The sequence below is a fragment of the Candidatus Accumulibacter sp. ACC007 genome (assembly GCF_907163205.1).
Lineage (GTDB): Bacteria > Pseudomonadota > Gammaproteobacteria > Burkholderiales > Rhodocyclaceae > Accumulibacter > Accumulibacter regalis.
In genome coordinates, this window is the sequence record NZ_CAJQUD010000006.1 from 179,227 (window position 1) to 197,438 (window position 18,212).

The window sequence follows — 18,212 nt, forward strand, 5'->3', positions numbered from 1 at the left end:
TGTGTGCGGCTCCCCGGCCTGCTCGCACTGGCCAGCACAGGTGTTAGACTGCGCAGCTTGGGTACCGCGGGGCGCGTACCCACCATACCGACGGAAGGCCCATGAAAAACCTGAACCCACTCCGCGGCAGGCTCAGCACCTTCAGGTGGCGTACCCGTTTGACCCTGTGGGGGGCAGCAGCGTGTGCCGGCCTGGCGGTGGTCGCTTTCACGCGACTTGCCGACGTCGCGCTGAAGACATTTTTCGACCTCTACAACTACCATCCCGGCTTGCCATTTCCCTGGATGCCGTTTGTCACTGCGCCGGTGGCCGGGATGGCCGCGGTGTGGCTGACGCGGCGCTTCTTCCCGGGAGGACAGGGCAGCGGCATTCCGCAGGTCATCGCCGCAACGCATCTGGCCGCGCGCGGGGAATCGGTCAGCGGCCTGGTTTCGCTGCGCATCGCCTTGGGCAAGATCGTCGTCGGATCGATGGCGCTCCTCGGTGGATTTTCCGCCGGTCGAGAGGGACCGTCGGTACAGGTCGCAGCGTCGATACTGCACTTCGCGCATCGTTTCCTGCCGCACTCGCGGGCAATTTCCCCCGCCGATCTGATTCTCGCCGGTGGCGCCGCGGGAATCGCCGCGGCCTTCAACACGCCGCTCGCCGGCATCGTCTTCGCCGTCGAGGAGCTGGGTAAACGCCTGGAGGCGAAGACCACCGGGATCCTCGTCGGCACGATCATCCTGTCGGGCCTGGTGGCGATCGCCATCGAGGGGAACTACTATCACTTCGGGCGCATGAAAATCGCGCAGTTCAACGAAATCGTCGGCCCGGTGGTCTTTTATGGCATGGCCTGCGGGCTGCTCGGCGGGGTTTTCAGTCGGCTGCTGCTCTGGCCGCAGCAACACCCCAGCTTCGTCCTCTGGCGCTGGCGCACCGCGCGTCCGGTGCTTTTTGCCGGCGGCTGCGGGCTGGTCATTGCGCTGATCGGCTGGCTTGGCGGCGGCCTGTCGTTCGGAAGTGGCTACTCGGTGACCTCGTCGCTGATTTCCAGCGACGCCTTGTCGGCGCCCTGGCACGCTCCCGTCACCCGCTTCGTGGCGACCGTGGTCACCTACTTCTCCGGCATTCCCGGCGGCATCTTCGCCCCCTGCCTGGCGGTCGGCGCAGCTCTTGGTGCGAGTACCAGCGGTATCCTCGGCTTTGGCGCGGACGCGGTACCGATCACCGCGCTGTGCATGGCGGCCTTTCTGGCCGCAGTTACGCAATCGCCGATAACCGCGGCGATCATCGTCATGGAAATGATCGATGGCCACGAGATGGTGATCAGCCTGATGGCCGTCACCCTGATCGCCAAGGCCGTCAGCGGACGGGTCAGCCCGGAGCTCTATCAGCAGCTGGCTCTGGGCTTCGTGGCCCAGCAGCGCGCGCAAACGGCAGCGGCGAAGGCGCGCGAAGAAGAGCAGACGGCAGCGCTCCAGACGCCGCCAGAGACGGACCCGCAAACAGCCCCCGCGGGCCCAGAGGAGACGAAGAGCAAGTGATTGCCCGGATAATTTGCCCCCCGACGCCGGCTCTTGCCGCCCATGCGCCACCGGCGCGCCAACCCGCTGTCGCCAGCCCGGGAGCGTCCAGGAGCCTGGTCGCGTTCGCTTTCCGCTCGCTTCTTGGCCGGCGTTGCGGCAGCGTTCTGGCCATTGCCTTTTCCCTGTCCGGATGCGGCGCCCTGCCGTGGCAGTCGCAAGAAGAAAGCAAAGCGCAGAGTCCCGCCCCGCCGGCCATGACGGCGCAGGAAAAGACTGCTGCAACACTCGAGCAAAAGGTGATCGCCGCCGCCAACCAGGTGGAAAACAACATCTACTTCTCGCTCGGCGGGGTGACGGTGAGCAGCCGCGAAAGAGCGAAGCTGCAGCAGCATGCCGCCTACCTGAAGGAAAACCCGGAGACGTCGGTGACCTTGATCGGCTTCACCGACGACCTCGGCAGTCGCAACTACAACGTCGCCATCGCCGAACAGCGGGTGGCGGCGGTGAGGAAGCTGCTGCGCGCTTACCGGGTCCCCGGCGGCCAGATTCGTCGCTACAGCGTCGGCAGCGAGAAAACGCCGAAGACCTGCAAGACGGAAGAGTGCAGACGGAAGATGCGCCGGGTCGAATTGCGCTATGCGGAGTGAGCACGACGCGAGTCCGGCAAGCCGCCAGGCTTGACCTCCTTGAACACCGTCGCCTGGCAAGCCGGCGATGACCTGGGAAAACGCTTCGCCGTCTCCGGCGACAGATCGCGGGATACGCATCGCCTTGATCTTCGCCCTCGCTGCCGAACGCCTGTCGGTCTACTACGAGCACGATCAATGGCTGAAGGAAGGCCAGGGCGCAAGCCTCGCCGCGGACTGGCTGGCGCGCTCGAAACGCCGCCTGCCGCTCGACGAGCGACGGCAGCTGTCTGCCTTGAGCGAGCAACTGGCCCGGCAGATCGCCGACACGCTGTCGCGCGAAGCTGCACTGCACACCGCACATGAAATGATGGAAGCGCTCGACCCCAACTACGAGTCAGAGATCGGGCGCGCACTGATGGTGGAGTGCGAACGGCTACTGGATGGCGCCGTCGCCGAGCAGGCTGCGAAGGGCAGTTGAGGCTGGCCCCGGATCCGTAAGCTCGGCAGTGTATTCCTGCGCGCTATCGCGATACTCGTGCTTTCCAGTCCAGGACGCTTGGATTACCCTTGCAAGACGCAATTCCGGCGGCAACCCACTGCGCTACGCCCAGTCAATCGGCGATCACGCCGCCGCCAGGCGCGAGCCATTGTCGTCGCATGACTATCAGGAGGTCTGACATGAAAGCTATTTTTGCGTTGCTGGCGTTTTCTTTTTCAAGCGTCGCATCTGCCGCGTGCTACATCATCTATTCGCCGTCGAATGAGGTGGTCTGGCAGGGGGACAGCCCACCCGTGGCAATGAATACCCTGGCGATCGACAACGAAGTGCAGAAGAAGGTGCGCAAAGGGCACATGGTGATCCTGATCGATTCCAAGGCACCTTGTCCGGCGATAGATTTCACGACGCCGAGAAAAACGATGCGGCAAAAGGCTGAAGAGATGAAGAACAGCTGAGCCAGCGTACCCGGGCGGCGCGCGCGACTGGCTGTTGCCGGACCGGGCCAGGCGGCGAAAGAAGAAGGGCGCAGGCCGGCGTGTTACCCATGCACGGACTGCGCCCTTCCTGCCGTCGGCGGCGAGACTTAGTCGCTCTTGGCCTTTTCGATCATTGCCGCCTCGAGCTTCTTGATATCCTCGGGCGACAACTGCGGACGGTCGATCTTGACGGTCAGCTTGTTGAGCTTGGCGGTCAGCGGGAATGGCGGCTTGTAGTCGGCATCGTTCACGCCGGTGAGCGTGTCCGAACCGATGTCGAAGCTCTCGTCCCACTGCAGGATCATCGGCAGCGTTTTTGGCATGGTCTTGGTGGCCACCGCCTTGCCATCGACCTTGAGCGTTCCGGTACCGGGCTTGCCCAGGCCACTCAGGTTGTTGAACGCCAGCGTGCCGAGACCCAGGCCGTCGTACTTGAAGTCGAACTCGACGGTGTGCCGACCCGGTGTGAGAGCCTCGGCCGCTTCCCACTTGATGCGTTCGAGATCGACCAGGTTCCACAGAAACACGGGTTTACCCTTGAGCAGGTAGAAGCCGTAGCCGGCAAAGCGCCCGCCCGAAGTCAGGATCATGCCTTCGGCACCGCCTTGCGGCACGTCGATGTCGGCGCTGATGGTGTACGACGCGTTGAGCAGGAACGGCGAATCGCCCTGCGGCAGGCCGACCATCGGCCGCGTATAGACAAACTCGCTGCGCCCGGCGGTGATGTTCGGACGCGGCGCGACGACACGCGCCGCAACCGACGCATCGAGCGGCAACACCTGGTACTTCTTCGCTTCGGCAAGGAATTTCTCGCGCATCTCCTTGACCTTCTGCGGGTGCTGCGCCGCGATATCGTCGAACTGGCTGAAGTCCTTGTTCAGGTTGTAGAGCTGGAACACCTGGTTGTTCAACGGATCGGGGTTGGCCGCGCCGAACGCCTGCCACGGTGCGCGATTGACCTTCGTGCTGAGCAGCCAGCCGTCTTCGTACAGCGCCCACTGGCCCATCATCTCGAAGTATTGCGTCTTGTGCCGCGATGCCATCTTGGCGTTGGCCGCGTCGAAGGTATAGGCGAAGCTCGTCCCTTCGATCGGCGCCTGCCTTATCCCGTCGACCATCTCGGGTGCCTTGATGCCGGCGGCTTCGAGGATCGTCGGTACGACGTCGATGACGTGAATGAACTGCTCGCGCAGGCCGCCCTTGTCCTTGATCCGTGCCGGCCACGAGACGACCATGTTCTGGTTGATGCCGCCGAGCCGGGAGGCGTTCTGCTTGAACCAGTCAAAGGGTGTGTCGAAAGCCCACGACCAGCCCGCCGACATGTGGTTGTAGGTCAGCTCGGTGCCCCAGACGTCGTAGAACTTCATCTGCACATCGACCGGCAGCTCATTGAGACCGTTGAAGAAAGCGACCTCGTTGGGCGTGCCGAGCGGACCACCCTCGGCACTGGTGCCGTTGTCGCCGTTGATGTAGATGATCAGCGTGTTGTCAAGCTTGCCCAGATCCTCGAAGGACTTGATCACGCGGCCGATCTCGTGGTCGTTGTAGGCGGCGTAGGCGGCGAAGATCTCGACCTGGCGGACGAACAGCTTCTTCTCCTCGGCGCTGAGCTGGTCCCACGGCTTCAGTACTTCGTTGGGCCAGGGCGTCAGCCTGGCGTCCTTGGGCACCACGCCGAGCTTCTTCTGGTTTTCAAAGATCGTCTCGCGCAGCTTGTTGTAGCCGTCATCGAAGAGGTGCATCGCCCTGATCTTCTCCACCCACTCCTTGGTCGGGTGGTGCGGCGCGTGCGTGGCGCCGGGCGCGTACTTGATGAAGATCGGCTTCGAGGGGTCGGTCTGATGGATGCGCGTCATGTAGTCGATGGCGTCATCCGCCATGCCGGTGATCAGATTCCAGCCCGGCTTGCCGTCGAAAGGATAGATCTGCGTCGTGTTGCGGAACAGGTTCGGCTGCCACTGATTGGCGTCGCCGCCGACGAAGCCGTAGAAGTACTCGAAGCCCATGCCGGTCGGCCACTGATCGAAGGGCCCGACCTGGCTGGCGGCAAAGGCCGGCGTGTTGTGGTTCTTGCCGAACCACGACGTGGAGTAGCCGTTGTCGAGCAGGATCCGCCCGATCGTCGCCTTGTCCTTGCCGATGATGCTGTTGTAACCCGGGAAACCCGTGGACTGCTCGGAGATCACGCCGAAACCGGCCGAGTGGTGGTTGCGCCCGGTGATCAGCGCGGCGCGTGTCGGCGAGCAAAGCGCGGTCGAGAAGATGCGGTTGTAGCGCAGGCCCTCGCTGGCGAGGCGGTCCATCGTCGGCGTCGGGATAACGCCGCCGAAGGTGCTCGGAACGCCGAAGCCGGCGTCGTCGGTGATGATCAGCAAGACGTTGGGCGCGCCCTTCGGGGGCACAATCCGCGGCGCCCACCAGGCTTTCGACTGCAGGGCATCGTTCTTGATCACACCGCCAAACTTCGGGTCGGGTGCCGGCAACTGCTTGCCGCTGATGCTGGTGGTGGCGCCGGGCGAACCCAGGGTGCCGGTGACCTGCTGCGCGGCCGCCGGGGCGGAGACCAACAGGGCAGAGACGAACAGGCAAAGTACATTGCTCAGGCAGCGAATCTTGCGCATGGTTTTCTCCTGCGTAACGGGACAGTCGGCAATATAACAAGACTGACGGCCATGTGTCTTGCATTCCGGATATTCCGGCCGGCACTGCTCGTCGAAAAAAACGGCCCCCGCCGGGCTGCGCCCCAGGCGAACGTCGAGCGGCGGCTGCGGTCAGTCAAGCGGACTGCTAGTATGCAAAGGCTGATCCACGCCGCATACCGATACCAACCTCGCCAACCGACGGAAGCCCCATGCGAAGCGCCACCGATCTGCACCTTCTCCTTGCCGGCCTGGCCCTGCTCTGCGCGGTGGCCCAGGCCGCCGAGCCGCCGCCAGCCGGGGTGATCGTCGCCCCGGTACGCCAGGTCCAGTTCGCCGACACCATCGAGGCGCTGGGCACGGTCGCCGCCGTGGAATCCGTCGCCTTGACGGCGACGGTCACGGAAACCGTCGGCGCCATTCACTTCGACGACGGTGATCGGGTCGAGAAGGGCCAGCTACTCGCCGAGTTGAGCAGCCGCGAAGAACACGCCCAGCTCGACGAGGCGCGCGCCACGGTCAGCGAGGCGCTGCGCCAGTATCAGCGCTTCCAGTCACTGGCGGCCAGGGGCACGGCGGCCAGGTCGCTGCTCGACGAGCGCCAGCGCGACTGGGAAACGGCGCGCGCCCGACTCGTGGCCATCGAATCGCGACTCGCCGACCGGCTGATCAAGGCGCCGTTCGCCGGTGTCGTCGGCCTGCGCGACCTGAGCGTCGGCGCGCTGGTCGAGCCCGGCGACCTGATCACGACCCTCGACGACGACAGTAGCGTCAAGCTCGAGCTGCCGGTTTCCGCCACTTACCTCCAGGTGCTCCGCCCCGGGCTGGAGGTGCTTGCCAGCAGCCGGGCGTTTCCCGGGCGCAGCTTCAGCGGCACGGTGAAGGCGGTGAACAGTCGTATCGATCCGGTCACCCGTTCCATCCGCGTGCGCGCCACGCTGCCCAACCCCGAGCATCTGCTCAGACCCGGCATGCTGATGCAGGTCGTCGTGCAGCAGGAGCCACGCACGACGCTGGTCATCCCGGAGGAGTCGCTCGTGCCACTCGCTGAGCGGCAGTTCGTCTTTGTCGTCGGCGCGGACAGCAGGGTCGACAAACGCGAAGTGCAGATTGGCGGGCGTCGTCCCGGCCTGGTCGAGGTGGACAAGGGTCTCGCGGCCAACGAGCAGGTGGTCACCCACGGTCACCTGCAGTTGCGTCCAGGCCAGGCGGTCAAGGTTCTGGCCATCGATGATGGCAGCCGCAGCCTTCCCGAATTGCTGCGCGCGCTGCCCGGCGGCGTCGGCAGCCCATGATCCTCTCCGATGTGTCGGTCACCCGGCCGGTTTTCGCCTCGGTGATGTCCCTGCTGCTCATCGCCTTCGGCCTGCTCTCGTTCGACCGCCTGCCGCTGCGCGAATACCCGGACATCGATCCGCCGATCGTCACCGTCGATACCGGCTACCCGGGGGCCGCGGCCAACGTCGTCGAAAACCGCGTCACCAAGTTGATCGAGGAGCGCATTTCGGGAATCGAGGGAATCCGCTTCATTGCTTCGAGCAGCGAGGATGGGCGCTCGCGCATCACGCTGGAATTCGCCGTCGGTCGCGATATCGACGCCGCCGCCAACGACATCCGCGATCGCGTCTCGGCGATCGTCGACGACCTGCCCGACGAGGCCGAACCGCCGGACATCCAGAAGCAGGACAGCAACGAAGACGTGATCATGTGGCTCAACCTGGCCGGCGACGGGATGAACATCCCGCAGCTGACCGACTACGCCAGGCGCTACCTGATGGACCGCTTTTCGGTCCTCGACGGCGTCGCCCGGGTGCGCGTCGGCGGTGGCCAGGAGTACGCGATGCGCATCTGGCTCGACCGGCGCGATCTGGCGGCGCGCAAGCTCACCGTCGCCGACGTCGAGGCCGCGCTGCGTGCCGAGAACCTGGAGCTGCCGGCGGGCAGCATCGACTCCGAGAATCGTCAGTTTACGGTGCGCACGCAGCGCACTTTCCTGACCGCGCAGGACTTTGCCCAGCTGGTGCTGGCCCGCGGTGACGACGGTTACCTGGTCCGCCTCGCCGACGTCGCGCGCGTCGTCCGCGGCACCACCGAAGACCGCCTGTTCTTCCGCGGCAACGGCGTGCCGATGGTCGGCATCGGCATCACCAAGCAGTCGACGGCCAATACCCTGGCCGTGGCCAAGGCGGCGAAGGCGGAAATGGTGCGCATCAACAGCAGCCTGCCACCGGGAATGACGATCAAGCAGAGCTACGACAGCTCGGTCTTCGTCGAAGGCGCCATCCACGAGGTCTACAAGACGCTGTTCATCGCCATCGCCATGGTCGTCGGCGTGATCCTGCTCTTCCTCGGCAGCCTGCGCGCCATGCTGGTGCCGGCGGTGACCGTCCCGGTCTCGCTGGTGGCGACTTTCATGGTCCTGCTGGCGCTCGATTTCTCGCTCAACATTCTCACCCTGCTGGCGCTGGTGCTGGCCATCGGCCTGGTCGTCGACGACGCCATCGTGGTCATCGAGAACATTCACCGGCGCATGCAGGAATACGGTGAAACACGCCTGGTGGCCGCCTACCGCGGCACCCGCCAGGTCGGTTTCGCGGTCATCGCCACCACGGTGGTGCTGGTGGCGGTGTTCGTGCCGATTGCCTTCCTGCAGGGCAACATCGGCCGCCTGTTCGCCGAGTTTTCGCTGACCATGGCCGCGGCGGTCTGTTTCTCGAGCTTCGTTGCGCTGTCGCTGTCGCCGATGCTGGCCTCGAAGATCCTGCCGCAGGACGCCGGCCACTCGCGGCTGTCAGGGGTCGTCGATCGCTTGTTCGGCAAGGTGCGCCACGGCTATCACACCCTGCTGCAGGGCGCTCTCGGACACAGCTGGGTCATCGGTCTGCTCTTTGTCGCCCTGCTCGGCAGCTCGGTGTGGCTCTACCGCAACATCCCCGACGAGTACGCGCCGCGTGAAGACCGTGGCGTTTTCTACGTGATGGTCAGCGGTCCGGAAGGAAGCTCGTATCCGTACATCGCCGCGTACATGACCGAGATCGAACAGCGCCTGATGCCGTTGGTGGAAAACGGCGAGATTTCGCGCATGCTCGTGCGTGCGCCGCGCGCCTTCGGCAATTTCGAGATCTTCAATACCGGCATCGTCATCAACGTGCTCAGCGACTGGGCGCAGCGACGCTCGGCGTGGGAGATCATGGAAGACGTCCGCCTGCGTCTCCAGGACTTGCCCGGGGTGCGCGCTTTTCCGGTGATGCGCCAGGGCTTCGGGTCGCGTATCCAGAAGCCGGTGCAGTTCGTCATCGGCGGCGGCACCTATGAACAGCTCGCGCAGTGGCGCGACACCCTGGTCGACAAGATCAACGCCAACAATCCCGGCCTGGTCGGGCTGGACTGGGACTACAAGGAAACCAAGCCGCAATTGCGCGTGGTGATCGACTACGACCGCGCTGCCGAACTCGGCGTCAGCGTCGGCAGCATCGGGCGCACGCTGGAAACCGTTCTCGGCTCGCGGAAGGTGACCACCTATATCGACGCCGGCGAAGAGTACGACGTGATCCTGAAAGGCGAGCGCAGCACGCAGCGTACGCCGGCCAGCCTGGAGAACATCCACGTCCGCTCGGCGCGCACGCAGGCCCTGATACCGCTCGCCAATCTGGTGCGGCTCGAGGAATTTGCCGATTCGATACAGCTCAACCGCTACAACCGGGTGCGCGCGATCACCCTGGAGGCCAACCTCGCCGATGGCGTGGCGCTGGGCGACGCCCTGCGCAGCCTCGAACAACTGACCAGGGAAAGCCTGCCCAGCGAGGTGATCATCGACTACAAGGGCCAGTCGGAGGACTTCAAGTCGACCGGCGGCGCGATCGTGTTCGCCTTCGTGCTCGGCGTCATCGTCGTCTTCCTGGTCCTCGCCGCGCAGTTCGAGAGCTGGGTACATCCCTTCGTGATCATGCTCACCGTGCCGCTGGCGATGGCCGGGGCACTCTTCGGGCTGTATGTCTCCGGCCAGACGCTCAACCTCTACAGTCAGATCGGCCTGATCATGCTCGTCGGACTCGCTGCCAAGAACGGCATCCTGATCGTCGAATTCGCCAACCAGCTGCGCGACGCCGGCAGGCCGTTTCGCGAAGCGCTCGTCGAAGCCTCCGAAATCCGCCTGCGACCGATCATCATGACCGGCGTGACGACCGCCGCCGGCGCCATCCCGCTCTTGTTTTCTTCCGGCGCCGGCACCGAAACGCGCACGGTAATCGGCACCGTCGTCCTCTGCGGCATCCTCTCGGCGACCCTGTTCACCCTCTTCGTCGTCCCCGTCGCCTACGACCTGCTGGCCAGGCACACCGGCTCGCCAGGGCGCGTCCACCGGCAACTGGAAAAGGAACTGGCGGCGAGCGATGAGCAGGCGTGCGCAGTGGCGAACCCGGATACGAAGTCAGGAAAAGAGATTTCAGGAAGCACGGGATAGACGCACGCTTCCGCGCAGTTTCGTGCGGGCGTCGGCCACCCCTGTTGTTGTCGCTGCTCGTGCCGCCGATCCTGTTCACTGTCGGGTGCAGCCTGGCGAGTACGCCAGCCTTTCGGGCGCAGGTGTCGTGCCAGACCGATGCACTGAGAGGCCCTGCCGGGCGCAAGCTGCCGTCCAAGCGGGTGGAACTCGGCTCACATGGAAGGCGGGATACGGCCGAGTGGTGTCGCTTCCCGGGGGCCAACCCGGATGCCAAGCTGTCAATGGCCAAAACCTTTTTTGTGACATGGCTTTCCCGCGCTCGCTGGTCTAGATTTAATAGCGTTTGCAGACAGCTTCAGGGGGAGGATTCATCATGTTCAAACTGTTCGCCTTTTTGTTGGGCATCGTGCTTGCGATGCCCGCATTCGCCGACGAATGCGTCAAGTGTCATCAGAAAATATCACCCGGCGTGGTCAAGGACTGGGAAGCCAGCAAGCACTCCATCGTCAAGAAAGGTCGGGCGACCTGCGCCACCTGTCACGGCAGGGACCACAAGGACATGGAAGACGCCAAGCTAGCCAAAATGCCGACAGCGGCCACTTGCGGTTCTTGCCACGACGAGCAGGAAAACCAGTTCCTGAAAGGCAAGCATGCGCTGGCCTGGACCGTCATGAAGGCCATGCCGACAACGCACATGCTGCCCATGCAACTTGCCGCCGGCATGAAGGGCTGCGGCGGTTGCCACAAGCTGGGCAGCAAGTCGGAGGACGAGGTTAAAGCGCTCAGGTCCCAAGGTATCGAGCACGGCAACGCTTCCTGTGACGCCTGCCATACCCGTCACACCTTCAGCAAGAAGGAAGCGCAAGCACCGCAGGCCTGCCAGACTTGCCACATGGGCTTCGATCACCCGCAGTGGGAGATGTATTCCTCGTCAAAGCACGGGGTACGCGCGTTGCTGAAACAAATCGGGATTCTGCCTGAAACTGCAGCCGCGCCGACCTGCCAGACCTGTCACATGCAGGACGGCAACCACGAGGTGAGGACGGCCTGGGGTTTCCTCGCCGTACGCCTGCCGCTGCCCGAGGACCCGATCTGGAGGGCCGATCAGATCACCATCCTGCAGGCCCTGGGTGTCCTTGATCCGCAGGGCAATCCGACCGCCCGCCTTGAGGCCGTCAAAGCCGCCGACGTCGCTCGCCTCGATCAGGCCAGCTTCGACGAGGAGCGCAAGAAGATGATCAAGACCTGTACCCAGTGTCACTCGGAGAACTTCGCCAGCGGAGAGATGGAGAAAGGTGACCAAATCATTCGCCAGGCGGACCACCAACTGGCCGAGGCAATCCGCATCATTGCCGGCTTGTACAAGGATGGCGTTCTGACCAAACCCGCCAGCTACACCTATGAATTCCCGGACCTACTGGCTTTCCACGATGCGCCGACGCCGATCGAGCACAAGCTGTTCGTAATGCATCTGAAGCATCGCATGCGTGCCTTCCAGGGCGCTTTCCACTCCAACCCCGACTACGCGCTGTGGTACGGCTGGAGTGCAATGCTGCTGGATCTGGTCGAGATCAAGAGTACCGCCGAGGATCTGCGGGACAAGCATGCCCGCAAGAGCAGCGTCGCAAAACGATAGACGCGACGTGAGGCATTGAGACGGGCCGGGATTTCTCGGCCCTTTTCCTGACGAGAATTCGAGATTCCCAACTCCGGCTGCTGGAAACCGAGCGGCAAGTCGACCCCACATACCCGACTGCCATTGAGTAGAAACCTGAACGGATCTTCTGGGTCGGTCGCTGCCCTTGGGGAATCCTCAGAGATGGTCAATGATGCAGAAGTCATGCCGAACAACAGAAACCGGCCAGAAGGAGTCACAGCCTCAACGAAAAATTAGCGGGCTCGAACGGCCGCTTACTGATCGGGAAGCTGTCGCTCGTCCCTACCGACCTGTGGCCTGCTCCTCGGCCATAGCGGACGCCCAACAAGGTAGGCGTTAGTCATTTCTTCTTGCGGCCCACAAGACGTTTCGTCTACGATGCTGACGAAATGCCGGGGGCAACACGAATCAATCGCGGTAGCGAACCATCGGTTCTCGGTGAGTCCCGCCATCACCACGACAAGCTGATGATCAGCTTTGTCCAAGCCCTACATAGACATAGGCTAACGCCTTCGAATCCTGCTCGACGGAGCCCCGAAGGAAGCAAAGCAAAGCTGTATCACCCGACGCCTGACAGGTTCTGAGTCGGATCGTCGCCAACAGAAGCAACATAAAAGAGGAGAAATGAAGCTTGTCTCGATAGTCCACTTTAGATTACTGACACTTTTCGCCGTATTGACCCTGGGCGCCGGATCAGCCTTCGCCGCGGCCGCCGCGACAGCGACCGCCGGTGCGACCGCCGCTGCCAAGCCCAACATCCTGTTCATCATGGGCGACGACATTGGCTGGATGCAGCCGAGCATCTATCATCAGGGCCTGATGGTCGGCGAAACGCCGAACATCGATCGCATCGGCAAGGAAGGTGCGAGATTTATGACCTATTACGCCGAACAGAGTTGTACGGCGGGGCGCAACGCCTTCTTCACCGGCATGCATCCGCTGCGCACGGGCATGATCCCGCCGCAACTGCCGGGTAGCCCGTCCTGGTTGCGTCCGGGCACGCCAGCGCTGGCCAAGTTCCTGCTCGACCTCGGTTACAACACTGGCGAGTTCGGCAAGAATCACCTCGGCGACCATTTCGAGGCGCTGCCGACTTCGCACGGCTTTCAGGAATACTGGGGTTACCTGTATCACCTCGACGCCATGCAGGGCGTGAGCTTCGTCGATATCAACAAGACGCCGCTGGTGCAGGGCATTGCGCCGCCGTGCAAGAACACGCCGATCACCGGCTTGCCCGAGGTTCCCGGCGCTCTGGATCCGAAAACGTCGACCTGCCTGACGCCACCGCGCCCGGTCATCTGGTGCAAGTCCAGCGACGGCACGCAGAAGAACACGACGTGCAAGGATGAAGGTCCGCTGACGCTCGATCGATCGCGGACCGTCGACGAGGAAATCTCGGCCAAGGTCATCGACTTCATGGACCGCAACGATCCGAAAAAGACCGGCAAGCCGTTCTTCGTCTGGTACAACCCGGCGCGCATGCACGTCACGACCATGCTGTCGCCGAAGTACGAGGCGATGGTCGGTGAACCCGGCGGCAAGGACTGGGGGACCAACGAAGCCGGCATGAAGCAGATGGACGACAACATCGGCGCCGTCATGAAGAAGCTGGAGGACATGGGCCAGCTCGACAACACCATCGTCGTGTTCACCACCGACAACGGCGCCGAGACCATCACCTTTCCGGACGGTGGCAACACCCCCTTCAAAGGCGGCAAGCTGACCACCTGGGAAGGCGGCATGCGCGCACCGATGCTCATGCGCTGGCCGGGCGTCATCAAGCGGGGAACGGTCAAGGACGACATCTTCGCCTCGCTCGACTGGGTGCCGACGCTGGTTAACATCGCTGGCGGGGTCAAGGGCAACGCACTCAACGAGCAGATCATGGCCGGCAAGTACCCCGGCATCGTCAAGACCAAGCTCGACGGCGTTGACCAGACCGATTACCTGACCGGCAAGTCGGAGAAATCGGCGCGTGAGGTGTTTTTCTACTACACCGGTTCGCAACCGTCGGCGGTGCGCTACAAGAACTGGAAGATGTATTACACGATCGTTCCGGATACCGCGACCGGCGGGCTGTTCGGGGCCGTCAGTTTTCACTGGACGCAGCTCCTCAACCTCAAGCGTGACCCCTTCGAGACGACGGTCGGCGCCGACGCGAAGTCCTTGCTGGGTTACGGCGGTGCGCTTGGCTCTCCGGGCAACGCCTATATCTACAACTGGAACATGTTGCCGATCGGCCAGTTGCTGTGGGAGAAGGAGCTGTTCTCGTACAAGGAGTTTCCGCCGATGCAGGCACCGGAGACCTATAACCTGGATGGCATCCTCAAGGCCATGCAGCAAGCTGGCCGCCACGGCCACGATTGAGTCGGCACGCTGACGGCTCGTGACATGCCCCTGCGGGCGCCTGTAATCGGGCGCCCGTTTTCATGATTTCCCGGGAGAAAACCCGTGCCGAGATTCATCGACTCCTTTTCGACCTTCGCCCGTTCGCTGGCATTGGCGGCGCTGCTCGCTCTCGCCGTGCCCGCCCAGGCGCAAACAGACCCGTTGCCGTCCTGGAACGACGGTGCCGCCAAGCAGGCGATCATTGGCTTCGTGACAGAAACCACGACGCCAGGCAGTCTGCAGTTCGTTCCGCCGGCCGAGCGCATCGCCACCTTCGACCAGGACGGCACGCTGTGGGTCGAGCACCCGATGTACTCGCAGGTGATGTACATCCTCGAACGTGTGCCAGCGCTGGTCAAGGCGAAGCCTGAACTGGCCAAGGTCGCGCCCTACTCGACGGTCCTGGAGATACTCAGGGGCGATCGTGCGGCCATCGCCAAACTGACGCTGCCCGACCTCGAGAAGCTCGCCGCCGCCACGCTGACCGGCATGCCCGTCGATACTTTCAATGCCGAAGTCAAGAAGTGGCTCGCCGAAGCGAAGGATCCACGCTGGAAGAAACCGTATACCGAACTCACCTACCTGCCGATGCAGGAAGTGCTCAACTACCTTCGTGACAACGGCTACAAAACCTGGATCGTCACCGGCGGCGGGCAGGACTTCGTGCGCCAGTACTCCGAGCAGGTTTACGGCATTCCACGGGAGCAGGTAGTCGGCACCGCCAGCGGCACCAAATACGGCTACGCGAAGGACGGCAAACCCTTCCTGACCAAGGAAGCCAAGCTGCTGCTCAACGACAACAACGCTGGCAAGCCCGAAGGCATCCACCTGATGGTCGGCCGCCGGCCTGTGCTGGCGGTAGGCAACTCGACGGGCGACCGGCAGATGCTCGAATACACCAAGGCGGGCGACGGCGCGCGGCTATCGATGATTGTTCTGCACGACGATGCGACGCGGGAGTACGCCTACGGCCCGGCGCAGGGACTGCCGGCGACCAAGATCGGAGCCTTTACCCAGGCGCTATACGATCAGGCGACCAAGCAACGCTGGACGGTAATCAGCATGAAGAACGACTGGAAGCGGATTTTTGCGTGGGAGCCTTAGACAAACGGTGAGGGCGTGGCGCCTATCGCCCTATCGTGGGCGCTCCCTGGTGTAGTGTTGCCTTCTTGACGAGACTTTTAAGAAAGCTCTCGAAGGCAGCGGGTAATCCGGCGCCCCTCCCGCACCCACCGTCATTGCGAGGAGGTGCAGCCGACGCGGCAATCCGGTGCCTTTCTCTCACGGCCTTTCCGCCGCATCGCCAATGCGCAGCGCCAAATCTCTGGATTGCCACGTCGGCTGCGCCTCCTCGCAATGACGCGTCGGCTGATGTCGTGCTGCGGCATCCTTGACGAGGCTGTCAGCAGGGCAGACCTGCAAAACAGCGCACGGGCGGAAGCGAAGACCCACGCCGTGGCGACGAACAACGCGCCATCACCAGACGCCGGCCGCCTTCGGCTAAGATGCCGGCTTCGCAACGCAACGAGAAAGCCGGCAATGAGCAAACTCTTCAGCCCACTCGCGCTGGGCCCGATCACGGTCCCGAATCGTATCTTCATGGCGCCGCTGACGCGCTGCCGTGCGGACGCCGAGCATGTCCCGACCGCGCTGATGGCGCAGTACTATGCGCAACGCGCGAGCGGCGGACTGGTCATCGCCGAAGCGACGATGGCCATGGCCGGCAACTCGGCGTTCTGGAGGGAGCCCGGCATCCACTCGCCGGAACAGGTCGACGGATGGAAGCTCACCACCGACGCCGTACACGCCGCCGGCGGCAGGATCTTTCTCCAGATCTGGCATGGCGGGCGCGCCTGCCATCCGCTGCTCAATGATGGCCTCCAGCCGGTCGCCCCGAGCGCGATTGCCATCACCGGCGACGAGGTACAGACGCCGGAGGGCAAGAAGCCTTACTTATTGCCGCGCGAACTGCGCGACGACGAGCTGCCGGCCATCGTCGCCGGTTTCCGGGCGGCGGCCCGGAACGCCCGGGCCGCGGGCTTCGATGGCGTCGAAGTGCACGGCGCCAACGGCTACCTGCTCGACGAATTCCTGCGCGACGGGGCGAACAGACGCGTCGGTCCCTACGGTGGCTCGTTCGAGAATCGCGCGCGGCTGCTGCTCGAGGTCATCGCCGCGGTCAGCGAGGTCTGGGGCAGTGATCGCGTCGGCCTGCGCATATCGCCGCTGAACAGCTACAACAGCATGATCGACAGCGATCCGATCGCTCTTGCCAGCTGGCTTGCCGGGCGACTCAACGACTTCAACCTGGCCTATCTGCACCTGATGCGCAGCGACTTCTTCCAGAAGCAGAGCGGCGACGTGGTGACCCCGGTGCGGACGAAGTACAGGGGTGTCCTGATCGGCAATATGGGCTACACGCCCGACGAGGCGGAGAAAGCCGTTGCTGCCGGCAAGGTCGACGCCGTCGCCTTCGGCACAAGCTTCCTGGCCAACCCCGACCTGCCGCAGCGGATCAGGATCGGCGCCGCACTGAACAAGCCCGACCCGGCGACCTTCTATTCGCCGGGCGCAAAAGGCTATACCGACTACCCGAGCCTGAACGCCTGAGCGGCGGCTTGCGCGAACGTCGCCTGGCAGATGCCCGGCTTGCCGAGCGCGGCGTTCTTCAGGCGCCGTTGCCGACTTTTCGAAGATGAGTATCGCCATGCCCAAACCGCTCACTATTGCCGAACCCGAGCCGCCGACCGACGCGCCGGCCGCACCATTCGCCCTCTGGGCACTCGCCTTCCGGCCGTTCTATCTGCTCGCCAGCGTCTTCGCCGCGCTGTCGATTCCCCTGTGGGTGGCTCAGTACGCGGGCTATCTGCCGGCGGCTCTTGCGCACAGCCCGGCCTGGCATGGTCACGAGATGCTCTTCGGGTACACGCTGGCGGTGGTTGCCGGCTTCCTGTTTACGGCGGGTCGCAACTGGACCGGGCAGCCCACGCCGACCGGCCACGCCCTGCTCGCTTTCGCCCTGCTCTGGGTCGCCGGGCGGGTCCTGATGCTGACGCCTTACGCGCTTGCCGCGGCGGTGGTCAACGCCGCTTTCCCGGTGGCCGTGGCCATCGCGCTGGCCGTCCCGCTGTGGAAGAGCCGCAACCGGCGCAATTACTTCTTCGTTCCCCTGCTGCTGCTGCTCGGCGCGGCAGTGCTGGCGCTGCACCTTTCCTGGCTTGGCATGCTGGCCTGGCCAGAACGCGCCAGTCTGCTGGCCGGGCTCGACGTCGTCCTGTTCATCATCGCGGTGATGGGTGGGCGAGTGATCCCGATGTTCACCAACAACGGCATCCCCGGCACGCACGCGAGCCGCCATCCGCTTGTCGAAAGACTCGCCCTGGGAAGCGTTCTGCTCTTGCTGGCGGCGGACGTTGTGCAGGCGCCAGCGGCAGTGATCGCGGGCATCGCCCTGGTCGCCGCGCTGGCGCACGCCGCCCGGCTCTATCGCTGGCAACCGTGGCGGACGCTGCGCACGCCGCTGGTGTGGGTGCTGCACGCGGCCTACGCCTGGATCGTCGTCTACCTCGTACTGCGCGCCTCGGCGGCGTTCGGCCTGGTCGCCGAGGCCCTCGCGCTGCACGCACTGACCATCGGTGCCATCGGCGGCATGACGCTCGGCATGATGACGCGCACCGCTCGCGGCCATACCGGCCGGCCGCTCGTCGCCGACCGCTACGAGGTCGCGGCTTACGTGCTGGTCCTGTGCGCCGCGCTGATCCGCGTCTTCGGCGGAATGATCGTTCCCGACGCCTATCTGGGCACACTCGTCGGCTCAGGAGTTTGCTGGTCGCTCGCCTTCGCTATCTACGCCATTCTCTACTGGCCGGTGCTGTCACGGGCAAGGCTCGACGGCAAGCCCGGCTAGCGTGGTGGTGCACGCCGTATGGAAGCTGAGAATTCCAGCGACGGAATCGTTTCAAGCGGCTATCC

Annotated in this window: 12 protein-coding genes; 11 read left to right on the top strand and 1 reads right to left on the bottom strand. The window is 64.0% G+C overall.

What is annotated here, in order from left to right; translation table 11 throughout:
• Positions 1–101 precede the first annotated feature (101 nt).
• The 4 genes from QZ634_RS14695 (at position 102) to QZ634_RS14710 (ending at position 3,091) form a co-directional block, all read left to right on the top strand.
• On the top strand, positions 102–1,526 hold the full coding sequence (locus QZ634_RS14695; RefSeq protein ID WP_291989600.1) for a chloride channel protein: 1,425 nt from the start codon (positions 102–104) through the stop codon (positions 1,524–1,526).
• The gene (locus QZ634_RS14700) at positions 1,523–2,155 is read left to right on the top strand and encodes an OmpA family protein (RefSeq protein WP_291989601.1); all 633 of its coding nucleotides are present in this window, start codon (positions 1,523–1,525) and stop codon (positions 2,153–2,155) included. The genes QZ634_RS14695 and QZ634_RS14700 overlap by 4 nt, the downstream gene beginning before the upstream one ends.
• 67 nt (positions 2,156–2,222) lie before the next feature.
• Positions 2,223–2,615 carry a hypothetical protein gene (locus QZ634_RS14705; RefSeq protein WP_291989603.1) on the top strand — a complete coding sequence of 131 codons (393 nt, stop codon included), beginning with the start codon at positions 2,223–2,225 and terminating at the stop codon, positions 2,613–2,615.
• Positions 2,616–2,815: 200 nt separating this feature from the next.
• Positions 2,816–3,091: a hypothetical protein gene (locus QZ634_RS14710; protein WP_043566307.1), complete on the top strand. Its 276-nt coding sequence runs from the start codon at positions 2,816–2,818 to the stop codon at positions 3,089–3,091.
• 128 nt (positions 3,092–3,219) lie between these two features.
• On the opposite strand, the gene QZ634_RS14715 is transcribed toward QZ634_RS14710, so the two are convergent.
• On the bottom strand, positions 3,220–5,733 hold the full coding sequence (locus tag QZ634_RS14715) for an arylsulfatase (RefSeq protein ID WP_291989605.1): 2,514 nt from the start codon (positions 5,731–5,733) through the stop codon (positions 3,220–3,222).
• Positions 5,734–5,963: 230 nt separating this feature from the next.
• Here QZ634_RS14715 and QZ634_RS14720 point away from each other — a divergent pair, with 230 nt between their 5' ends.
• The 7 genes from QZ634_RS14720 (at position 5,964) to QZ634_RS14750 (ending at position 18,147) form a co-directional block, all read left to right on the top strand.
• Complete coding sequence (locus tag QZ634_RS14720) at positions 5,964–7,046, top strand: efflux RND transporter periplasmic adaptor subunit (protein WP_291989606.1); 1,083 nt, start codon at positions 5,964–5,966, stop codon at positions 7,044–7,046.
• Entirely contained in the window at positions 7,043–10,213 is a 3,171-nt protein-coding gene (locus QZ634_RS14725) for an efflux RND transporter permease subunit (RefSeq protein ID WP_291989608.1), read from the top strand. The genes QZ634_RS14720 and QZ634_RS14725 overlap by 4 nt, the downstream gene beginning before the upstream one ends.
• 355 nt (positions 10,214–10,568) lie before the next feature.
• A complete protein-coding gene (locus tag QZ634_RS14730; RefSeq protein ID WP_291989610.1) occupies positions 10,569–11,831 on the top strand; it encodes a multiheme c-type cytochrome in 1,263 nt (420 codons plus the stop codon).
• A gap of 645 nt (positions 11,832–12,476) precedes the next feature.
• A complete protein-coding gene (locus QZ634_RS14735; protein WP_291989612.1) occupies positions 12,477–14,219 on the top strand; it encodes an arylsulfatase in 1,743 nt (580 codons plus the stop codon).
• Positions 14,220–14,345: 126 nt separating this feature from the next.
• A complete protein-coding gene (locus QZ634_RS14740) occupies positions 14,346–15,344 on the top strand; it encodes an HAD family hydrolase (RefSeq protein WP_291989958.1) in 999 nt (332 codons plus the stop codon).
• A gap of 435 nt (positions 15,345–15,779) precedes the next feature.
• Entirely contained in the window at positions 15,780–16,850 is a 1,071-nt protein-coding gene (locus tag QZ634_RS14745; RefSeq protein ID WP_291989614.1) for an alkene reductase, read from the top strand.
• Positions 16,851–16,947: 97 nt separating this feature from the next.
• Positions 16,948–18,147 carry an NnrS family protein gene (locus QZ634_RS14750; RefSeq protein WP_291989616.1) on the top strand — a complete coding sequence of 400 codons (1,200 nt, stop codon included), beginning with the start codon at positions 16,948–16,950 and terminating at the stop codon, positions 18,145–18,147.
• The last annotated feature ends 65 nt before the right edge of the window (positions 18,148–18,212 follow it).

Excerpts from the sequence above, each read along its gene's own strand:
- QZ634_RS14695 (WP_291989600.1), top strand. The coding sequence starts at position 102 with ATGAAAAACCTGAACCCACTCCGCGGCAGGCTCAGCACCTTCAGGTGG.
- QZ634_RS14705 (WP_291989603.1), top strand. The coding sequence starts at position 2,223 with ATGACCTGGGAAAACGCTTCGCCGTCTCCGGCGACAGATCGCGGGATA.
- QZ634_RS14710 (WP_043566307.1), top strand. The coding sequence starts at position 2,816 with ATGAAAGCTATTTTTGCGTTGCTGGCGTTTTCTTTTTCAAGCGTCGCA.
- QZ634_RS14715 (WP_291989605.1), bottom strand. The coding sequence starts at position 5,733 with ATGCGCAAGATTCGCTGCCTGAGCAATGTACTTTGCCTGTTCGTCTCT.
- QZ634_RS14720 (WP_291989606.1), top strand. The coding sequence starts at position 5,964 with ATGCGAAGCGCCACCGATCTGCACCTTCTCCTTGCCGGCCTGGCCCTG.
- QZ634_RS14725 (WP_291989608.1), top strand. The coding sequence starts at position 7,043 with ATGATCCTCTCCGATGTGTCGGTCACCCGGCCGGTTTTCGCCTCGGTG.
- QZ634_RS14730 (WP_291989610.1), top strand. The coding sequence starts at position 10,569 with ATGTTCAAACTGTTCGCCTTTTTGTTGGGCATCGTGCTTGCGATGCCC.
- QZ634_RS14735 (WP_291989612.1), top strand. The coding sequence starts at position 12,477 with ATGAAGCTTGTCTCGATAGTCCACTTTAGATTACTGACACTTTTCGCC.
- QZ634_RS14745 (WP_291989614.1), top strand. The coding sequence starts at position 15,780 with ATGAGCAAACTCTTCAGCCCACTCGCGCTGGGCCCGATCACGGTCCCG.
- QZ634_RS14750 (WP_291989616.1), top strand. The coding sequence starts at position 16,948 with ATGCCCAAACCGCTCACTATTGCCGAACCCGAGCCGCCGACCGACGCG.